The sequence below is a fragment of the Bacillus sp. SIMBA_074 genome, assembly GCF_046534555.1.
Lineage (GTDB): Bacteria > Bacillota > Bacilli > Bacillales > Bacillaceae_G > Bacillus_A > Bacillus_A mycoides.
In genome coordinates, this window is sequence record NZ_JAWRYM010000022.1 from 19350 (window position 1) to 37786 (window position 18437).

23 protein-coding genes are annotated in these 18437 nt (G+C 36.0%); 15 read left to right on the forward strand and 8 right to left on the reverse strand.

Annotated features, from left to right (window positions below; all coding sequences use genetic code 11):
- Positions 1 to 24 precede the first annotated feature (24 nt).
- Together SB773_RS20705 and SB773_RS20710 are read right to left on the reverse strand one after the other, a co-directional pair.
- Positions 25 to 405, reverse strand: coding sequence for an Hsp20/alpha crystallin family protein (locus tag SB773_RS20705; protein ID WP_002087791.1), 381 nt, complete (start codon positions 403 to 405; stop codon positions 25 to 27).
- Between the two features lie 125 nt (positions 406 to 530).
- Positions 531 to 674 carry a small acid-soluble spore protein P gene (locus tag SB773_RS20710; protein ID WP_002014281.1) on the reverse strand — a complete coding sequence of 48 codons (144 nt, stop codon included), beginning with the start codon at positions 672 to 674 and terminating at the stop codon, positions 531 to 533.
- A 121-nt stretch (positions 675 to 795) separates the two neighbouring features.
- Here SB773_RS20710 and SB773_RS20715 point away from each other — a divergent pair, with 121 nt between their 5' ends.
- Both SB773_RS20715 and pdaB read left to right on the forward strand, forming a co-directional pair.
- Positions 796 to 1059 carry a hypothetical protein gene (locus SB773_RS20715; RefSeq protein WP_002014282.1) on the forward strand — a complete coding sequence of 88 codons (264 nt, stop codon included), beginning with the start codon at positions 796 to 798 and terminating at the stop codon, positions 1057 to 1059.
- Between the two features lie 46 nt (positions 1060 to 1105).
- On the forward strand, positions 1106 to 1831 hold the full coding sequence (gene pdaB / locus SB773_RS20720; protein ID WP_002066634.1) for a polysaccharide deacetylase family sporulation protein PdaB: 726 nt from the start codon (positions 1106 to 1108) through the stop codon (positions 1829 to 1831).
- A 37-nt stretch (positions 1832 to 1868) separates the two neighbouring features.
- On the opposite strand, the gene sspO is transcribed toward pdaB, so the two are convergent.
- A complete protein-coding gene (sspO, locus tag SB773_RS20725; protein ID WP_002033549.1) occupies positions 1869 to 2018 on the reverse strand; it encodes a small acid-soluble spore protein SspO in 150 nt (49 codons plus the stop codon).
- Positions 2019 to 2307: 289 nt separating this feature from the next.
- Here sspO and acnA point away from each other — a divergent pair, with 289 nt between their 5' ends.
- A complete protein-coding gene (gene acnA, locus SB773_RS20730; protein WP_410591810.1) occupies positions 2308 to 5031 on the forward strand; it encodes an aconitate hydratase AcnA in 2724 nt (907 codons plus the stop codon).
- Positions 5032 to 5100: 69 nt separating this feature from the next.
- Positions 5101 to 6816, forward strand: coding sequence for an ABC transporter ATP-binding protein (locus tag SB773_RS20735; RefSeq protein ID WP_410591868.1), 1716 nt, complete (start codon positions 5101 to 5103; stop codon positions 6814 to 6816).
- 22 nt (positions 6817 to 6838) lie between these two features.
- Here SB773_RS20735 and SB773_RS20740 read toward each other — a convergent pair whose 3' ends face one another.
- Positions 6839 to 7171 carry a YmzC family protein gene (locus tag SB773_RS20740; protein ID WP_078185255.1) on the reverse strand — a complete coding sequence of 111 codons (333 nt, stop codon included), beginning with the start codon at positions 7169 to 7171 and terminating at the stop codon, positions 6839 to 6841.
- 11 nt (positions 7172 to 7182) lie between these two features.
- Positions 7183 to 7398, reverse strand: coding sequence for a hypothetical protein (locus SB773_RS20745; protein WP_078185256.1), 216 nt, complete (start codon positions 7396 to 7398; stop codon positions 7183 to 7185).
- A 481-nt stretch (positions 7399 to 7879) separates the two neighbouring features.
- Between SB773_RS20745 and SB773_RS20750 the strand changes: the two genes are divergently transcribed.
- From SB773_RS20750 to tlp, 5 genes are all read left to right on the forward strand, one after another.
- On the forward strand, positions 7880 to 8455 hold the full coding sequence (locus SB773_RS20750; protein WP_410591813.1) for a TlpA family protein disulfide reductase: 576 nt from the start codon (positions 7880 to 7882) through the stop codon (positions 8453 to 8455).
- A gap of 115 nt (positions 8456 to 8570) precedes the next feature.
- Positions 8571 to 9518, forward strand: a complete 948-nt coding sequence (locus SB773_RS20755; RefSeq protein WP_193663224.1) for a 3'-5' exonuclease — start codon at positions 8571 to 8573, stop codon at positions 9516 to 9518.
- A 131-nt stretch (positions 9519 to 9649) separates the two neighbouring features.
- Positions 9650 to 9793: an FbpB family small basic protein gene (locus SB773_RS20760; protein WP_002014298.1), complete on the forward strand. Its 144-nt coding sequence runs from the start codon at positions 9650 to 9652 to the stop codon at positions 9791 to 9793.
- Between the two features lie 43 nt (positions 9794 to 9836).
- Positions 9837 to 9971, forward strand: a complete 135-nt coding sequence (sspN, locus tag SB773_RS20765; RefSeq protein WP_000527988.1) for an acid-soluble spore protein SspN — start codon at positions 9837 to 9839, stop codon at positions 9969 to 9971.
- A 95-nt stretch (positions 9972 to 10066) separates the two neighbouring features.
- The gene (gene tlp / locus SB773_RS20770) at positions 10067 to 10264 is read left to right on the forward strand and encodes a small acid-soluble spore protein Tlp (RefSeq protein ID WP_060750801.1); all 198 of its coding nucleotides are present in this window, start codon (positions 10067 to 10069) and stop codon (positions 10262 to 10264) included.
- A 29-nt stretch (positions 10265 to 10293) separates the two neighbouring features.
- Here tlp and SB773_RS20775 read toward each other — a convergent pair whose 3' ends face one another.
- The gene (locus tag SB773_RS20775) at positions 10294 to 11586 is read right to left on the reverse strand and encodes a glycoside hydrolase family 18 protein (RefSeq protein ID WP_002066644.1); all 1293 of its coding nucleotides are present in this window, start codon (positions 11584 to 11586) and stop codon (positions 10294 to 10296) included.
- Between the two features lie 109 nt (positions 11587 to 11695).
- Here SB773_RS20775 and SB773_RS20780 point away from each other — a divergent pair, with 109 nt between their 5' ends.
- Positions 11696 to 12115, forward strand: a complete 420-nt coding sequence (locus SB773_RS20780) for an acyl-CoA thioesterase (RefSeq protein ID WP_002128497.1) — start codon at positions 11696 to 11698, stop codon at positions 12113 to 12115.
- A 27-nt stretch (positions 12116 to 12142) separates the two neighbouring features.
- Here the strand turns inward: SB773_RS20780 and SB773_RS20785 are convergent, their stop codons facing one another.
- Together SB773_RS20785 and plsY are read right to left on the reverse strand one after the other, a co-directional pair.
- Positions 12143 to 12433 carry a HesB/YadR/YfhF family protein gene (locus SB773_RS20785; RefSeq protein WP_410591818.1) on the reverse strand — a complete coding sequence of 97 codons (291 nt, stop codon included), beginning with the start codon at positions 12431 to 12433 and terminating at the stop codon, positions 12143 to 12145.
- 109 nt (positions 12434 to 12542) lie between these two features.
- Positions 12543 to 13139, reverse strand: coding sequence for a glycerol-3-phosphate 1-O-acyltransferase PlsY (plsY, locus tag SB773_RS20790; RefSeq protein WP_002121351.1), 597 nt, complete (start codon positions 13137 to 13139; stop codon positions 12543 to 12545).
- Positions 13140 to 13364: 225 nt separating this feature from the next.
- Between plsY and SB773_RS20795 the strand changes: the two genes are divergently transcribed.
- From SB773_RS20795 to SB773_RS20815, 5 genes are all read left to right on the forward strand, one after another.
- The gene (locus tag SB773_RS20795; protein ID WP_060750800.1) at positions 13365 to 15221 is read left to right on the forward strand and encodes an anaerobic ribonucleoside triphosphate reductase; all 1857 of its coding nucleotides are present in this window, start codon (positions 13365 to 13367) and stop codon (positions 15219 to 15221) included.
- Positions 15218 to 15670, forward strand: coding sequence for an anaerobic ribonucleoside-triphosphate reductase activating protein (nrdG, locus tag SB773_RS20800; protein ID WP_060750799.1), 453 nt, complete (start codon positions 15218 to 15220; stop codon positions 15668 to 15670). The genes SB773_RS20795 and nrdG overlap by 4 nt, the downstream gene beginning before the upstream one ends.
- A gap of 18 nt (positions 15671 to 15688) precedes the next feature.
- Entirely contained in the window at positions 15689 to 16366 is a 678-nt protein-coding gene (locus SB773_RS20805) for a response regulator transcription factor (RefSeq protein ID WP_002087776.1), read from the forward strand.
- A 203-nt stretch (positions 16367 to 16569) separates the two neighbouring features.
- Positions 16570 to 17808 (forward strand): S1C family serine protease, encoded by a 1239-nt coding sequence (locus tag SB773_RS20810; protein WP_410591822.1) that lies wholly within the window; start codon positions 16570 to 16572, stop codon positions 17806 to 17808.
- Positions 17809 to 17878: 70 nt separating this feature from the next.
- Positions 17879 to 18292 (forward strand): CoA-binding protein, encoded by a 414-nt coding sequence (locus SB773_RS20815; RefSeq protein WP_060750797.1) that lies wholly within the window; start codon positions 17879 to 17881, stop codon positions 18290 to 18292.
- Positions 18293 to 18437: the final 145 nt, after the last annotated feature.

Here is an 18437-nt window from a genome sequence, read left to right on the forward strand (position 1 = left end):
TCATGTTTGTGTTTATAGTAATCCTTAATTTGAAAAAAGAACTTTCTTTTCATGTTTATTGGCAACTTCGTTTTTGGAAATATGAATGGCTAAATATCCATTCTCTAAACAGGCTAGCATCTTGTTATAAATGATATTAGTAGGTAAAGGAACAATTCGCTGTAAAGAAGTGTTTTTATAAAGTATACAAATGTTTAGGCCTGTCTCCATCTTTTTAATGAGTACATTTTGTGCAGTTGCATTTGGTACATCTGTTTCCAAAATGTATTCTTGTTCTGTTTCACAAAGGTCAATATGAATTTGATTTGGAAAACTAAAGTTACTACAAGAATCAGAACAAAATTGATCCATCCATTCTTCGAAACCATCAACATGAAAAAGACAATCCTTCTTTTTCTTGCCCATGAAAGACACCCTCCGTAAAATCTCAATTCATACTATGTTATGCATGAATGAAATAGAGGTGAAGAACAAATAGAAAAATATAAACATTTTATGTGAAAGATACAGTGTGTGTGAATGCTTTTGCTTTACATATCATGATGCGCATGATTTTTTTGACGTGAATGATTACGATTTTTAACTTTATGAGATCCACTTAAAGGTTCGGGCTGTCCAGAAGATTGCCCTTTTTTCTCGTTTTGACGATTAGATTGATTATTGTTTTTACCCATTGTATTTTACACCTCCTCTCCCTATTTAGAATGAGAGAAGTTTGCGAATTTATACGAGAATGTTTTTTGAGAAATGGGTAAAGATAAGTAGGACTAACTCATATAGGAAGGGGAAAGTGTTATGCCATATCATAAAGATAAGCAACAGGCTTTTCAGGCCGCGCAGCAAGGGGTTGTTCAAGCGGAAAATATATTCAATAATATTGTGAAAAATGACCCGAATTACGGCCATGACTTAAAAGAGTTACGCCAAGAAGTTCAAGAGGCGTACGAACAGATTCAAAATGCACTTGAAGTAGCATCAGAAACGCAGCGTCCACAACTTGAGCAATATGAAAGTAATCTCCAAAATATTATGCGAAATGTAGATCAAATAGAAAAGTGAAAAAGGTTGTTGTGAATTCAACAACCTCATTACTTTTAGTGCTACTATGCTGAAACGAAAAATTATTCTATCAATTTTTTCTTTAATTTGTGCAGTACATATATTTCAAGTGGACAAAGTGGAAGCTAAAATGTTGTTAAGAAAAGAGCTAGAGCCAACTGGCTATGTAACATGGGAAGTGCCAAATAATGAAAAAATTATCGCAATTACATTTGATGATGGACCGGACCCAACTTATACACCGCAAGTATTAGAGTTATTACGTCAATATAAAGCGGAAGCGACTTTTTTTATGATTGGCTTTCGAGTTCAGCGTAATCCATACTTAGTAAAGCAAGTGTTGAAAGAAGGGCATGAAATCGGAAATCATACGATGAATCATTTGTATGCGAGTAATTCATCAGATGAAAAATTAGAACATGATATTTTAAATGGAAAGAAATATTTTGAAAAATGGGTGAAAGAACCTTTATTGTTCCGTCCGCCAGGTGGATATATTAATGATGCTGTATTTACTACGGCAAAAAAAGCTGGGTATCAAATTGTTCTATGGTCATGGCATCAAGACCCTCGTGATTGGGCGAATCCAGGTACAGAATCCATAGTAAATCATGTTGTGAAAAATGCTAAAAGTGGAGATATTGTACTGTTGCACGATGGAGGAAGTGATCGTAGTCAAACAGTGGCAGCATTAGCAAAAATTTTACCTGAGCTGAAAAAGCAGGGGTATCGATTTGTAACAGTTTCGGAGTTGTTACGTTATAAACATTAGAGAAAATCCCAAAAGGTATACCTTTTGGGATTTTTCGTTACTGATTCTTTTTTCGTTTCTTATTATTTTGTCGTTCTGCCGGAGTTAAAGGTTCATTTGCGAACTCTTCATTATAGCCAGTTCCTTGTCCTTGGGCGGATGCAGCATTCATTCCTGAAATAATATGATTGGCTTTTCGTTTACCCATTTTTCTCACCTCTATAATGTTTTTTATAGACGAACTATGAGTCGTTCATAGCATATATGAACGTAAAGTAAAATGCTGAAAGAGTGCTTTACTTTATAGTAATAGTATTAATAAAGAGCATGGACACTATTCAAATTTAGAAAGATAAAGAAAACTTATGATAATCCATAAGTTTCTTATTATTTACTTATTTAGAAAGTTGTAATAAGATATTATCGTAAGGTATTGAAAAGTTTGTCTACATTTTATATTCAGACAAATTAGTCACGTTTAACAGGGGGGAAACATAATGGTCAAACATAATCCATTTCAATCACGTGCAACTTTTGAACTAGATGGAAAGACGTATCATTATTATCAATTGAAAGCGCTTGAAAACGCAGGGGTTGGCAACGTATCTCAATTACCATATTCCGTGAAAGTTTTACTTGAATCTGTACTTCGTCAAGTAGACGGACGCGTAATTACAGAAGAACACGTTACAAATTTAGCGAAATGGGGAACGAAAGATGTTCAAGATATCGATGTTCCGTTTAAACCATCTCGCGTAATCTTACAAGACTTCACAGGTGTTCCAGCTGTTGTAGATTTGGCTTCGCTTCGTAAAGCAATGGCAGATATGGGTGGGGATCCTGACAAAATTAATCCTGAAATTACTGTAGACCTTGTAATTGATCACTCTGTACAGGTTGATAGAGCGGGTACGGCAGACTCGCTTGCATTCAACATGGACTTAGAGTTTAAACGTAATGAAGAACGTTATAAATTTTTAAGCTGGGCACAGAAATCATTTGATAACTACCGTGCAGTTCCACCAGCAACAGGTATTGTACACCAAGTAAATCTTGAATATTTAGCACCGGTTGTTCATGCGGTGAAAAATGCTGAAGGTGACTTAGTTGCATACCCAGATTCATTAGTTGGAACTGACTCACATACAACAATGATTAATGGTATTGGTGTTCTTGGATGGGGCGTTGGTGGTATTGAAGCAGAAGCAGGAATGCTTGGACAGCCTTCATATTTCCCAGTACCTGAAGTAATCGGTGTGAAATTAACTGGTACACTTCCAAGTGGTACAACAGCAACTGATGTTGCATTAAAAGTAACACAAGTGTTACGTCAAAAAGGTGTAGTTGGTAAATTTGTTGAGTTCTTCGGTAGTGGACTAAAGAGCATGCCTTTAGCTGACCGTGCAACAATTTCAAATATGGCACCAGAATACGGTGCAACTTGTGGATTCTTCCCAATCGACGATATTTCATTAGAATACTTACGTTTAACAGGTAGAGATGAAGAGCAAATTCGCGTTGTTGAAGAATATTGTAAAGCAAACGGTTTATTCTATACAGCAGATAGTAAAGATCCAATCTATACTGATCTTGTTGAAATTGATTTAAATACAATCGAATCTAACCTTTCTGGACCGAAACGTCCGCAAGATTTAATCCCGCTTTCAAATATGAAAGAGGAGTTCCATAAAGCTGTTGTAGCACCAGTTGGAACACAAGGACTTGGATTCAATGAGCAAGAGTTTGATAAAGAAGTGAAAGTTACATTGAAAGATCAAGAAGTAACGATGAAAACAGGTGGAATTGCAATCGCTGCAATTACAAGCTGTACAAATACGTCAAATCCGTACGTGTTAATTGGAGCAGGGTTAGTTGCGAAGAAAGCAATTGAAAAAGGACTTAAAGTACCTGGTTACGTAAAAACATCGTTAGCACCAGGATCTAAAGTTGTTACAGAGTACTTAGATAAGTCTGGTTTAACAACGTATTTAGATCAATTAGGTTTCCAAACAGTTGGTTACGGCTGTACGACTTGTATCGGTAACTCTGGTCCATTAGCAGAGGAATTAGAAGAAGCAATCGCAGCAAATGATTTATTAGTAACATCTGTTCTATCTGGTAACCGTAACTTTGAAGGTCGTATTCATCCACTTGTAAAAGCAAACTACTTAGCATCACCACCACTTGTTGTGGCATATGCACTTGCAGGTACTGTTGATATTGACCTGAAAAATGATGAAATCGGTAAAGATGTAAATGGTAATGCTGTTTACTTTAATGATATTTGGCCATCAGCTAAAGAAATTGAAGATGTAGTTCAAAGTGTTGTTACATCTGAATTGTTCAAAAAAGAATATGCACAAGTATTTAACAGCAATGAGCGCTGGAATGAAATCCAAACTTCAAATGAAGCTTTATATACTTGGGATAATGATTCAACATACATTCAAAACCCACCGTTCTTCGAAGGATTATCTAAAGAGCCAGGTGAAGTTGAAACGTTATCAGGTTTACGCATAGTTGGTAAATTTGGTGATTCTGTAACAACAGACCACATTTCACCAGCAGGTTCAATTGGTAAGCACACGCCAGCTGGACGTTATTTACTAGAAAACGGCGTACAACCAGTCGACTTTAACTCTTACGGTTCTCGTCGTGGTAACCATGAAGTTATGATGCGTGGTACATTTGCAAACATCCGTATTAAAAACCAAATCGCACCAGGAACAGAAGGCGGATATACAACATATTGGCCAACTGGTGAAGTAACATCTATCTATGATGCTGCTATGAAGTATAAAGAAGATGGCACAGGCCTTCTAGTTGTTGCTGGTAAAGACTACGGTATGGGAAGTTCTCGTGACTGGGCTGCGAAAGGTACAAACTTATTAGGTATTAAAGCAGTAATCGCAGAAAGCTTCGAGCGTATTCACCGCAGTAACTTAGTGTTAATGGGCGTATTACCATTACAATTTAAAGATGGCGACAGTGCTGAAACATTAGGTCTTGTTGGTGACGAGTCATTTGAAATTCAAATTGACAAAACGGTTAGACCACGTGATCTTGTAAAAGTAGTTGCAATCGATGCAGAAGGAAAAGAGAAGCAATTTGAAGTAGTAGCTCGTTTCGATAGTGAAGTTGAAATTGACTACTACCGTCACGGTGGTATCTTGCAAATGGTTCTTCGTTCGAAAATCGAAGAGTCTAAAGTGTCGAACTAAATAATTGAAATGAATGATAGGGAAGCTAACATTTGTTAGCTTCCCTACTTTATGTACAGAGAGAAAGGGATGAAACCACTTGGTTTCATCCCTTTCCTTTTATTATGCAAAATTGGAGGAATGACAATGAATGAGTATAGAAGAATAATGTTGCCGCTGTTGCAAGAAAAGCTATTGCTAATTAGTGCGATTTGTAGCGGAATAGTAGCTGCCATTTTAAATTTATCCCGTCCGCTATTTATGGGGCTAATTGTAGATAACATTATTCAGCGGGAGTTAAAAGGTACGTATGTATATATTGCTTTGTTTGCGGGGAGCCGCTTTTTGATGTGGGTGAACAATCTGTTATTTGATTATGTAAGCTCAAAAGTAAGTCAGCGAATATTACGAGAGAAGCGTATAGATGTATTACGTCATTTTTTCTTATTAACATTTGAAGAAAGTGAGAAGGTAAAACAAGGGGAGTTAGAAACATTAGTCGTTTCTGATATTCCGGATTGGGTAAGGTTATATGGATCTATATTAATAGAATACATCCACGCCATTGCACAATTTATTGGTGCGTTCATAGCTCTACAACATATCGATGTACAGTTCATATGGTGGATAACCCCGTTTTTATTTTTAAGTGCAATTGTTCCAATGCTTATGGGGGGAAAAGTAAGAAATATTGCAAGTATTGCTCAAAAAAATCAATCAAGTGTTGTAGAGATGATGTCACAGTTTGTAAAAGGTATACAAGATTTACGTAGTTTACAAAAAGAAAAATGGGCAATTCATTTGTTTAAAGGAGTGACGGCACAATCTTATAAAACAGAAGTAAGGAAGACGATGATACAACATTGTATTGGGATAGTTGGAACGGTAATAGAAACAGGAGCATATATAGTTGTTCTTATTATAGGAGCAAAAAAAATAATAAAAGGGGATATGGAAGTCGGTTCGCTTGTGGCGGTATTAGCTACAATTGAGATGTTATTTTTCCCCGTTCGTTATGCAAGTGATTTATTAATGATGACACAAGTTGCTATTGCTTCGGCAAATCGAGTTTTTTGTTTTTTAAATATAGGAGCTGAATACAGAAATGTAGAGAGAGCGATGGGAATGAGATTAACAAATGTTTCATTTCAAGAGAACGTCGAAGAGAGATGTAGAATTAAAAATATTCATTTGCAAATTAATCCTGGTGAACTCGTCATTATTGTAGGAGAAAGTGGTGCAGGAAAAACAACGCTTTTAAAATTAATAACGGGTGTGTATAAACCATCTAACGGTAGCATTGTTTATTATGGTAATGGGGCTCGTATGACTACAGTGTGGCAAGAACCTCGTTTCTTTCGGACGACAGTAAAAGAGAATATGTATTTCGGGGAAGAGTATTTAGAAAACCAGTTAGCAAAAAATATTGAACTTGTAAATGCGAAGTCAATTATTAGGAGTTTATCTAAAGGGATTCAGACTGTACTACATAAAAGCGGTGAAGAGTTTTCGGGAGGAGAGAGAAAGCGTCTTGCGTTATTGCGAGCGATTGTATCAAATCCGAATCTCATTATTCTAGATGAACCGACTGCGGGATTAGATCCGAGCAATCAAGAAGTGGTTTGGAATATGCTTAAAGGGCTAGGGGGGAATGTAACGAGAATTGTGACGACACATGATGTTGAGAGGGCGATGATAGCGGATCGAGTTGTGGTCATGAAGAATGGAATTGTTGTGGAATGCGGGGATCCTAGAGAATTATTAACGTGTAAGTCATTGTTTAAAGAGATGCTAATAAAAAGATAAGAGCTATATAGCGCTCTTATCTTTATTCACTCTTATTAAGTTGATACGTATAAGACTCAGTATCGTTAGTGCTAAACTCTTTTACTAGAGTAAGTTGATTTGTATCCGGATTATATTTGAAAATTTTGACCGTACGTTCGCTACTTAGTGATGGATTATATTCTTGAATAGCAAATGTATTTTCAGCAATCTGTGTCATATTACTGGTGGAAATATTTTCTATGGAATCATGATTTGTAGAAATTTCAACGACTCGTTCACCGTTGAAAAATAAAAGAACGATTACTAAAATAACTAAACATATTCGTATATAGCGAAGTTCTTTACTAATAGGGTGTTCTCCCAAAACAATCATCCTTTCTGTAACTATTGTATAGTAGTGGTGGTAGTCATCGTGAAGAAACTAAGAATACCGAGACCAGCTAAAAGGATAAATGAGATTAAAGCGACATAGAGACAAATACGTCCCACTTGCTTTTTTTCAGGATCTTTACTGAAGAGCGAGATGATCCAAGTGATAATCCCGATTGGTGAAAATATAAAACTAAGAATATATAATAGTATTTTTTCAAATAAATTCATAAAAATCCCCCTTTTTGAAAGTTCTACATGTGCAGTTTTCTTCGTATTAGCGCTGGCGTTATGTAGGAAAGTACAGAATAAACAGCACTATAAACAATCCAAGCGTCTAAGTTTTGTAAAGCGAGGTGTATATCAAATCCCGAGACGATAATGAAAAATATAAGTGGAACAGTAAAAGAAATAATAATTACAGCCCATTTGAATTTGTATAGTAAGGCGCTAAAAAAAATACATAGTAACGGTAAAGTGAAAAAAACAAAAGTGAAAGGGTTGATAAGTAATTGTAAAATACATATCACCTCGCAAGTTTTGCATTTATTTCTAATTATATGATAAAAAGGGAAATATTTCATCTTGAACGAAAATATTCTAACTATTTCGAATGTGAATATTTCCAAGCTTGTCCGTGTAAGCTAAAATAAGGTATATAGTATTTTGGTGATTATGTTATAAGAAGATAAACACGTAAGGGTGATATAATATGTGGCGGAAGCTTACCATTATTGTAGTGTTACTTTGTTTAGCGGGATATGCAGCTTATGAACAGTTTGGTAAAGAGGATCAAGTAATGCAAGAAAAGCCTGCCAAAAGTGAAACTGCTATGAAAGAGATTTTCGCAAGGAACGGTATTGAAATTGGAAAGAGCGCACCAGGTTTTGAATTAGCAAAGATAGATGGAACGAATGTAAAGTTATCCGATTTAAAAGGAAAGAAAGTTATTTTAAACTTTTGGGCAACGTGGTGTGGACCTTGTCAGCAAGAAATGCCTGATATGGAGGCCTTTTATAAAGAACATAAAGAAAACGTAGAAATTTTAGCTATAAACTATACTCCTTCAGAAAAAGGAGGGGGAGAAGAAAAGGTAAGGAACTTCGCTAAAGAAAAAGGAATTACTTTTCCTATTTTATTGGACAAGAACATTGATGTGACAACAGCGTATAAAGTAATTACCATTCCAACTTCTTATTTTATTGATACAGAAGGTGTTATTCAAGAAAAGTTTATTGGACCGATGACGCAAAAAGAGATGGAGAAACGGATTGCTAAATTAAAATAACGGTGAAAAGGTAGAGGTGGAAAGTTACCATTTCTGCCTTTTCTTTTTCACGTAGTGATAGCAGCATGTTATGATAAAAGAAATATAAACGTTTAGAGGTAAAGGAGTGTTTGGAGTGGGGAATATATCCTTACCGTTAGATTATGTTGTAATTGATTTTGAAACAACAGGATTTAACCCTTATAATGATAAAATTATTCAAGTCGCAGCAGTGAAATATCATAATCATGAACTAGTAGATCAATTTGTTTCCTATGTGAATCCAGAGCGTTCAATTCCGGACCGAATAACAAGTTTAACAGGTATTACAAATTATCGTGTTTCAGATGCACCGACGATTGAAGAAGTATTACCTTTATTTTTAGCATTTTTACATACAAATGTTATTGTCGCTCATAATGCATCTTTTGATATGCGTTTTTTAAAAAGTAATGTAAATATGCTTGGACTACCTGAGCCTAAAAATAACGTTATTGATACTGTGTTTTTAGCGAAAAAATATATGAAGCATGCGCCTAATCATAAACTTGAAACGTTAAAACGAATGCTTGGAATTCGATTAAGTTCTCATAATGCATTTGACGACTGTATTACGTGTGCGGCTGTTTATCAAAAATGTGCAGCGGTTGAAGAAGAAGGAAAAAGAAAAGCGAATAAGGAAGTACTTGATGAAACAGCGGTATTTGAAGCAGTAAAAGAAATGCTTGTACGAAATAAACGTGATATTGAGTGGATTCGTTGTATGAATGTTGGGAGTTATTTAGATATAAAAGCCTTTTACCCAATTATAAGGTTAAAGGTCAAAGGGCGAAAGAAATATGTGTTAACAGAAAAAATGGAAGACGATGTAAGAGAAATTTGTACGAGCTTAAAGTGCGAGGCAGCATTGAAAAGTGAGATTGGCAACACGAGAATTATGATTGACAGTGTAGAGGACATTTTGAAGCTAGAGAGCTACATTGTAGCAGAATACGATTCTGTATTACGAGCGCTGGATGAATATAGAGCAAATAAAGTAAATGCGGATGAAGAAATTAAAAAATATTTAAATACGATGGTGTAAAAAATCCCATGTGCAATATATGCGCATGGGATTTTTTATCAAAACATAAAATTTTCTTACAAATCTGATTAAAGAGTTTTTCATTTGCTCATACTATGTAATAAGAAAGCGTAGAAGAAAGGGTGAGCAACATGAGAAGAAGTCGCCGTAGATCGTTTGAAGAACTTGTAAATGAAAATAAACAACAATTATTAAGCGATCGTGATGCAATGGATCGAATTGAAAAACGAATTGAAAAACGTTATGAAATGAAACTTTTTAAGCAGGCTGAATAATTCTTAACACTAGTACGATACTAGTGTTAAGGAGGCGATAGTAATGGGTAATCCGAAAAAGAATTCAAAAGACTTTGCACCAAATCAAATTGGAACACAATCGAAAAAAGCTGGTGGCAATAAAGGAAAGCAAATGCAAGACCAAACTGGCAAACAACCAATTGTTGATAACGGTTAAAAAAAGGAGAATGCTGCATTCTCCTTTTTATGTATAAATTTGAGGGGATATAGGTAATTTAAGGTGGTATGTATACATTATTAGGAGGGAAGTATATGCCAAATCCAGATAATCGAAATGACAACGCTGAAAAATTACAAGTAATGGTACAAAATACGATTGATAATTTTAATGAAGCAAAAGAAACAGCCGAACTTTCTAATGAAAAAGATCGTGCTGCCATTGAAGCGAAAAATCAAAGACGTTTAGAAAGTATTGATTCATTAAAAAGTGAAATAAAAGATGAATCTTAACAAAATGTACAAAAAAGGGCTGACTTTCGTCAGCCTTTTTTCGTAATTGTAAAGTTTTCAACGAGTAAACGCCAATTTTGTGGGAATGGTAGACCAATCTTCCAGTAACTAATACCGCCAATGCCTTGTTCTTTCATTAAATTGAATTTACTTTGAATAGACCTCGAATCTTCAAACCAAACCTCGTGTTGTACGCCGTTTTCATCAAAGTAATTAAAATGTGGAGCTTGGGCTGTGAAATCATAGCGGATAGGAACATTGTATTTACGAGCAAGTGCAACAGCTGCGACAGAGCTAACTGCTTTTGCGGGTGGATTCCCTTGTTTGAAAGGAAGTTTCCAATCAAATCCATATAAATTTTGCCCCATCATAATTTTTTGTGGGGGCATTTGAGATTTTGCATATTGAAGTACTTCTTTTACAGGACCAATAGGGGAAATCGCCATCGGTGGTCCACCTTGCCAACCCCAGTCGTATGTCATAATGACGACGAAATCAACAATTTGTCCTTGTGCTTTATAATCGTGAGCCTCAAAAAATTTCCCTTTTTGATTTGAGCTCGTTTTCGGTACAAGTGTTGTACTTAATGTGTATCCGCTAGGTAAGCGTGTTTTCACATTTCGTAAAAAACGATTATACGCTTCGCGATCTTCAGGTGCCACACTCTCGAAATCGAAATGAATGTCTCGCATGCCATATTTTTCAGCTGTTTGCAAAATGTTAGTAATAAACTTGTTTTGAATTGTTGCATCGCGTAAAATAACCGAGGTCAGATCGGCACTGAAATTTCCATTTTCAATATTTGTAATAACGAGCATAGGGATGGTGTTACCTTGCGTTGCAATATTAGCGATTTTCGCTGTTTCCGTCGGTTCTTTTAAAGTGCCGTCTCTTTTTGCTTCAAAGCTGAAGTAGGCTAAATATGTTAAAAATGGATTAATAGCACGTGTAGCATTTACTAAACTTTCTTTTATCGGTATTGTTGAAGGCTGTAAATAAGCAATGGATTCTACTGCTCGTTTTGTTCCTTTCGGTATATATAATTGCTGTCCGACATGGAGAATAGATTTTAATGAAAGGTTATTAACTTTAGCTAAACTGGCGAGAGGGACGTTATACGTTTGAGAAATTCGATAAAGGCTGTCACCTGGCTGTACATAATAATTATTGCCTTTTGTATTAACGATAAGTGCCTGACCAACAACGAGTGTTTCAGCTGGATTTAGTCCATTGTCTTTTACAATTTCTTCAGGTGTAGATCCGTACTTTGATGCTAAACCATAAACACTATCACCGCTACGAACAGTTACAATTTGGATCATGTGCTTGCCCCTTTCGGTAAAAGATTCACTATTTTTATTTTATTTTTGATTCCACTGTATTATGATTAAATGTATGCAAGGTAGCAGAAGTGAAAGAAGGCGAATAGAAATGTTTGTAGCAGAACATGAAGTTGAAATCCGCTATGCGGAAACAGACCAGATGGGTGTTGTTTACCATTCAAACTATTTAGTGTGGCTAGAACTTGGGCGCACTAAACTTATACAAGAATTAGGATTTTCATATGTTGAAATGGAGAAAGAGGGAATTATTTCTCCTGTATTAGACTTGCAAATTTCATATCGTAAAGCGATGCGTTACGGAGAAAAAGCTATTGTGAAAACGTGGGTTGATACTGTGAGCCCGCTTCGCGTTGTATATGGATATGAAATTTATAATGGTGATGGTGAACTATGTATTACTGCAAGCACAACGAATATTTGTGCGAAAAAAGAAGGATTCCGCCCTGTATCATTTAAAAAATTATATCCTGAGTGGTATGCGAAATATGAGGAAATCAAGAAAAAATAAAAAAAGCGTGGCAGAAGCCACGTTTTTTTATTTTTCATAATTAAATTGCGGGAAATCGTCACCGTCGTTAAGTGTAACAGATAAATTATGTCCATCGAAGAACCACTCATCATCGCCTTCAATAAAGAAGTTAATACCTTCTTCTTGAGTTTGAACAGCAGGATGTGCAGGATCATCTTTACGAATTCCTAAAGAAAGTCCTTTTTGCACAGTACTGCAACCACCGTATTGTACGAAAAAGCGTAGTGTTTCACCCGATTGTAAGTGTAATTCGTCTTTATACCATTGTGCTGCTTCTTTTGTTACGGAAAGATTCATGTATAGTTCCTCCAAATTATGTTGCTTTTTCTTTTAGTATAAAAAATAACGCAAAAAGACGCTATTAATATGCTTCACGTTTTCTTTTTGCGTTATGTGGGTTACGATCTTATTTTTGCTTTTTTGAAAAGTTTGCTTTCGGTTCAGTTTTATTTATAATTCGTCCGATATTTGCACGGTGTTTATAAATAACCATACCTGCTAATAAACACATCGCAATAATGAAGATTTTATCCCCGCTAACAATGGATGCAATAACAGCAACGACAGCTGTTACCATAGAAGAAAGTGATACGTATCTTGTTGTAAATAAAAGGGTGAAAAATACAACAGCTAATATTGCAAATACAACTGGTGAGTAGCATAATAGCACGCCAGCAGAAGTTGCAACTGCTTTCCCCCCGCGGAATTTTGCGAAGATTGGATAGACATGTCCAAGAACAGCGGCTAATCCAAACCATAGTGGGTGCGTATCTAATCCGAAAATAATCGGTAGAGCTGTCGCTAATGTGCCTTTTAAAATGTCAGCAATTGTAACGATAAAACCTGCTTTTTTCCCTAATGTACGGAATGTATTTGTTCCGCCTAGATTACCACTTCCATGCTCACGAATGTCAATTCCATAGCCAATTTTTCCAACGACTAATGCAAACGGAATCGAGCCAAGTAAGTAGGCAACGATAAATAAAAGATATGTAATAACCATGAGTTCAGTCTCCTTTATACAAATGTGTTGATAAAGGGTAAAAAGAGTTTTTCCCGTTTATTGTACCATACATTTGTAAAGAGCACATTTCTTTTTTATAAATGAAAAAGTCATTAATTTTTAAAAAAACTTTCACAGGAATGTTACATTTTTCACAGGAACAGAAGAACTATATGTTGTATGATTTTAATCAAAAGACAACAACATGTTGGTGGAGGGTTATGAATGTTGAAACAAAATGTACGTGGAGAAGAATTAATGAAAGTATTTGAGACAATTATCCACGGTAATGAACAAGATTTAATACAGGAAAATGCAAATGTAGATGGCCGATCTCCAATGGGAGTAATGGGAACGTTCGCATCTGAGAGCGCAAAGTATTATGCAGTAGAAAAATTATTATCAGATCAAGTGAAAAAAGCGATAGATCAAAATATATTATATCCACATGATTTAGATTTTTATGCAACAGGAACGACGACTTGTTCACAAATTCCGTTAGCGCAAATGCTTGCTAACGGTTTTCATACTGGACATGGACATATGAGACAACCGCAAGACATTAAAAGTGCGTTGGCGCTTTCTTCAATTATTTTTCAGGCGAATCAAAATATGCAGCACGGTGGTCAATCGTTTGCGCTCTTTGATATTGATTTAGCTCCATATGTGAGAAAAACAGTAGAGAGACATAAAAAACGATTACAGTCATATCCGCTTACGAAAGAACAAATAGAGGAATTTGCATGGAAAGAGACAGAAAATGATACGTATCAGGCGTGTGAGGCTTTCGTTCATAATTCAAATAGTATGCATAGTAGGGGCGGGGGACAAGTACCATTTATTTCTATTAACTATGGAACAGACACATCGAAAGAGGGAAGACTTTTAATTAAGCAACTTTTAAAAGCGACGCAAGCTGGACTTGGTAAAGGGGAAACACCGATTTTTCCTATTCAAATTTTCAAAATGAAAAAAGGCTTGAACTTTGAAGAGTGTGATCCGAACTATGATTTATTTGAATTAGCGTTAGAAACGACAGCTGAGCGATTATTCCCTAACTTTTCGTTTTTAGATGCTCCGTTTAATGCAGTGCACTATGATGGTCGGCCTGAAAGTGAAGTATGTTATATGGGGTGTCGTACTCGTGTTATGTCTAATATACATGGGGAAGAAACAGCAATTGGAAGAGGGAATTTATCGTTTACTTCTATTAATTTAGTGAAATTAGCGCTAATTAGTGGTTCAACAGAAGCGTTTTTTGAAGCGCTAAGTTATTACTTAGATTTGGGCGTTAAGCAATTATTAGAGAGATTTGCTTATCAATGTACAAAGAGAGCAAGAGATTTTCAGTTCTTATATTCACAAGGTGTATGGCGCGGTGGAGAAACGTTACAACCTGAAGATGCTGTGGCACCCATTTTAAAACAAGGGACGTTAAGTATTGGTTTTATCGGTCTTGCAGAATGTTTAGTAGCGTTAACTGGAAAGCACCATGGAGAAAATGAAGAATCGTGGAAGCTTGGATATGAAATTATTTCCTTTATGAGAGAGAGAATGGATAAGGCGACGGAAGAACATCAACTCAATTTCTCTGTAATTGCAACGCCAGCAGAAGGGTTATCAGGAAAGTTTGTGAAGAAAGATAGAGAAGAATTTGGTGAAATTAGCGGTGTGACAAATCATAATTATTATACAAATTCGTTCCATGTACCGGTGTATTACAATATTCAAGCGATAGATAAAATTCGATTAGAAGGACCGTTCCACGCTCTTTGTAATGGCGGACATATTACGTATATTGAACTAGATGGTGCGGCTGTGCATAATCAAAAGGCGTTAAAGCAAATTGTACAAGCGATGGCGCAGTACGGCGTAGGCTACGGTTCAATTAACCATCCTGTCGATCGTTGTAAGTGCTGTAGTTATCATGGCATTATCGGGAATGAATGTCCGAGCTGCGGAAATGAAGATGAGAATGAAATAGAAAGAATTCGCCGCATAACAGGCTATCTTGTAGGAGATATGTCGAAGTGGAATAGTGCGAAACGTAGTGAAGAGATGGATCGGGTGAAGCATAAATGAAAGTTATGAATATCATTCATGATAGTGTAGTAGATGGAGACGGGTTGCGGACAGTCGTGTTTTTTGCGGGCTGTCCGCATCGTTGTTTCGGGTGCCATAACCCGAAATCTTGGAATGTTTGCAATGGAACTGAAATGACGGTAGAAGAAATTGTGAAAGAGATTGAAAGTAATTCATTAACAGATGTAACATTTTCAGGTGGAGATCCATTCTTCCAAGCTGCTGAAGTGAAAAAAGTAGCAAAAGCAGTGAAGGATTTGAGAAAAAATCTATGGATTTATACAGGTTACAGGTTAGAAGAGATACAGAGTGCTCAAAATAATGATATGATAGAATTGTTACATTATGGGGATGTTTTGGTCGATGGAAGATTTGAACTTGATAAAAAAGATTTAACACTTCCATTTCGCGGAAGCTCCAATCAACGTATTATTCGATTGAAAGAGTAAAAAGGCGGGATAGATTATATGAATAAAACAGTATTACTTGTTGAAGATGAAAGAAGATTACGTGAAATTGTTAGTGATTATTTTCGTAATGAAGGCTTTGAAGTAATCGAAGCGGAAGATGGAAAAAAAGCGCTAGAATTATTTGCTGAACATACAATTGATTTAATTATGTTAGATATTATGTTACCAGAAATAGATGGTTGGTCTGTTTGTAGACGAATTAGAAAAGAGTCAGCGGTACCAATTATTATGCTGACAGCACGTTCTGATGAGGATGATACATTACTAGGCTTTGAACTAGGTGCAGATGAGTATGTCACAAAACCTTTTAGTCCGAAAGTATTAGTAGCTCGCGCGAAGACGTTATTGAAACGTGCGGATGGAGCGGTAGGAGTATCAGAAGAAAATACTATGTCTTTAGCTGGAATAGAAGTGAATCGACTATCTAGAACAGTTTTAGTAGATGGAGAAGAAATTATATTGACACATAAGGAGTTTGAGCTTCTCGTTTATTTAATGGAGAACAAAGGAATTGTGTTGTCACGCCAACATTTATTAGATCAGTTATGGGGATATGATTACTACGGCGATGACCGAACGGTTGATACACATATTAAAAAACTGCGAAATAAGCTAGGAGATAAGGCGAAGCATATTGGCACTGTTATTCGAGTAGGTTACAAATTTGAAGAATAACCTTTAAGTTACTATGCATCTCGGCTTTGGGATATAGCAAATTTACACTCTCCTTTGTAGGTGGAATGTACAAAAAATACTTTTCTTGTCTACAATGATAGATAAGAGTATTTTTTAAATTGGATTTCACGATGAGTTCACAAGAAGGACACAAACTGTGACTATACTGAAAGTACGAATTCATCAGAGAGGGGAAATAAAAAATGGGATATTACGACGGACCAAATTTGAATGAAGAGCATAGTGAAACGAGAGAAGTGAGAAAATCAGGCAGTAAAAAAGGTTATTTCTTCACAGGTTTAGTGGGAGCTGTAGTCGGGGCGGTTTCGATTAGTTTTGCAGCACCATATATGCCATGGGTGCAAAATAATGGAGCTGCAGTTTCATCATTCAATTCTAATAACCAAGTAGAAGGTACTGTAGTTCCTGTTGTCAATAAATCAAAAAACGAAACTGATTTGCCAGGTATGGTTGAAGGTGCAAAGGATGTTGTTGTTGGTGTAATTAATATGCAACAAAGTATTGATCCGTTTGCAATGCAACCGACAGGTCAAGAACAACAAGCTGGTTCAGGATCAGGTGTTATTTATAAAAAAGCAGGAAATAAAGCATATATCGTAACCAACAACCACGTAGTAGATGGAGCGAATAAACTTGCTGTGAAACTAAGTGATGGAAAGCAAGTTGATGCAAAATTAGTTGGTAAGGATCCTTGGTTAGACTTAGCAGTTGTTGAAATTGACGGATCTACTGTAAATAAAGTTGCAAGTTTAGGTGACTCCAGTAAACTTCGTGCTGGTGAAAAAGCGATTGCAATCGGTAACCCACTTGGATTTGACGGCAGTGTAACGGAAGGTATAATCAGTAGTAAAGAACGCGAAATTCCAGTTGATATTGATGGGGACAAACGCCCAGATTGGCAAGCACAAGTTATTCAAACAGATGCAGCGATTAACCCTGGTAATAGTGGTGGTGCATTATTTAACCAAAACGGTGAAGTAATCGGTATTAACTCAAGTAAAATTGCGCAGCAAGAAGTTGAAGGAATCGGATTTGCAATTCCGATTAATATTGCAAAACCAGTTATCGAATCGCTTGAAAAAGATGGAGTAGTGAAACGTCCAGCTCTTGGAGTAGGTGTCGTTTCATTAGAAGATGTGCAGGCTGCAGTAACCCAATTAAAGGTACCTAAAGAAGTAACAAATGGCGTTGTATTAGGTAAAATTTATCCAATATCACCGGCAGAAAAAGCTGGTTTAGAGCAATATGATGTTGTAGTAGCATTAGATAATCAAAAGGTAGAGAATGCTCTTCAATTCCGTAAATATTTATATGAAAAGAAAAAAGTAGGCGAGAAAGTAGAAGTTACATTCTATCGCAATGGCCAAAAAATGACGAAATCAGCTACATTAGCAGATAATTCAGCTACTAAGAATCAATAAAAGAAAGTCTCTTTCATGTTGAAAGAGACTTTCTTTATCGGATATACTAAAAGAATAGGAGGGATTAATTATGACAATTGAAAACCCAACTCGTACGGAAATTAGTGAAGTATTGAAGAAAAGTAAAACGATTGCAGTTGTTGGATTATCAGATAAGCCAGAACGTACATCGTATATGGTTTCAAAAGCAATGCAAGATGCGGGGTACCATATCATACCAGTAAATCCAACAGTTGATGAAGTGCTTGGAGAAAAGGCGGTTTCTTCACTGACGGATATTAAAGAACATGTTGATATTGTAAATGTATTTCGTCGCTCAGAATTTTTAAAGGACGTTGCAAAAGAGTTTGTAGAGATTGATGCAGATGTTTTCTGGGCACAATTAGGAGTACAAGATGAAGATACATATAAAATTTTACAAGAAAAAGGCTATACTGTAATAATGGATCGTTGTATTAAAGTAGAACATGCGATGACAAAATAGTATAGATTTTAAAGATAGAAAGATTGATTCAGCCCTCACTATATACATAAGTAGGGCCGATGAACGAGGTGTTCATCATGAGATTTTTTAAAGGCTGTTTTTGGGGATTGTTACTTGTTATCCCGTTTTGGATATTGATCATTTG

Bases quoted from the DNA above. Each gene is read 5' to 3' on its own strand.
- SB773_RS20740 (WP_078185255.1), bottom strand. From the start codon at position 7,171: ATGATTGTTTTGGGAGAACACCCTATTAGTAAAGAACTTCGCTATATA.
- SB773_RS20710 (WP_002014281.1), bottom strand. From the start codon at position 674: ATGGGTAAAAACAATAATCAATCTAATCGTCAAAACGAGAAAAAAGGG.
- tlp (WP_060750801.1), top strand. From the start codon at position 10,067: ATGCCAAATCCAGATAATCGAAATGACAACGCTGAAAAATTACAAGTA.
- SB773_RS20810 (WP_410591822.1), top strand. From the start codon at position 16,570: ATGGGATATTACGACGGACCAAATTTGAATGAAGAGCATAGTGAAACG.
- pdaB (WP_002066634.1), top strand. From the start codon at position 1,106: ATGCTGAAACGAAAAATTATTCTATCAATTTTTTCTTTAATTTGTGCA.
- sspO (WP_002033549.1), bottom strand. From the start codon at position 2,018: ATGGGTAAACGAAAAGCCAATCATATTATTTCAGGAATGAATGCTGCA.
- SB773_RS20815 (WP_060750797.1), top strand. From the start codon at position 17,879: ATGACAATTGAAAACCCAACTCGTACGGAAATTAGTGAAGTATTGAAG.
- SB773_RS20735 (WP_410591868.1), top strand. From the start codon at position 5,101: ATGAAACCACTTGGTTTCATCCCTTTCCTTTTATTATGCAAAATTGGA.
- SB773_RS20785 (WP_410591818.1), bottom strand. From the start codon at position 12,433: ATGAATCTTTCCGTAACAAAAGAAGCAGCACAATGGTATAAAGACGAA.
- plsY (WP_002121351.1), bottom strand. From the start codon at position 13,139: ATGGTTATTACATATCTTTTATTTATCGTTGCCTACTTACTTGGCTCG.
- SB773_RS20750 (WP_410591813.1), top strand. From the start codon at position 7,880: ATGTGGCGGAAGCTTACCATTATTGTAGTGTTACTTTGTTTAGCGGGA.
- nrdG (WP_060750799.1), top strand. From the start codon at position 15,218: ATGAAAGTTATGAATATCATTCATGATAGTGTAGTAGATGGAGACGGG.
- SB773_RS20760 (WP_002014298.1), top strand. From the start codon at position 9,650: ATGAGAAGAAGTCGCCGTAGATCGTTTGAAGAACTTGTAAATGAAAAT.
- SB773_RS20775 (WP_002066644.1), bottom strand. From the start codon at position 11,586: ATGATCCAAATTGTAACTGTTCGTAGCGGTGATAGTGTTTATGGTTTA.
- SB773_RS20715 (WP_002014282.1), top strand. From the start codon at position 796: ATGCCATATCATAAAGATAAGCAACAGGCTTTTCAGGCCGCGCAGCAA.
- SB773_RS20795 (WP_060750800.1), top strand. From the start codon at position 13,365: ATGTTGAAACAAAATGTACGTGGAGAAGAATTAATGAAAGTATTTGAG.
- SB773_RS20705 (WP_002087791.1), bottom strand. From the start codon at position 405: ATGGGCAAGAAAAAGAAGGATTGTCTTTTTCATGTTGATGGTTTCGAA.
- sspN (WP_000527988.1), top strand. From the start codon at position 9,837: ATGGGTAATCCGAAAAAGAATTCAAAAGACTTTGCACCAAATCAAATT.
- SB773_RS20805 (WP_002087776.1), top strand. From the start codon at position 15,689: ATGAATAAAACAGTATTACTTGTTGAAGATGAAAGAAGATTACGTGAA.
- acnA (WP_410591810.1), top strand. From the start codon at position 2,308: ATGGTCAAACATAATCCATTTCAATCACGTGCAACTTTTGAACTAGAT.
- SB773_RS20780 (WP_002128497.1), top strand. From the start codon at position 11,696: ATGTTTGTAGCAGAACATGAAGTTGAAATCCGCTATGCGGAAACAGAC.
- SB773_RS20745 (WP_078185256.1), bottom strand. From the start codon at position 7,398: ATGAATTTATTTGAAAAAATACTATTATATATTCTTAGTTTTATATTT.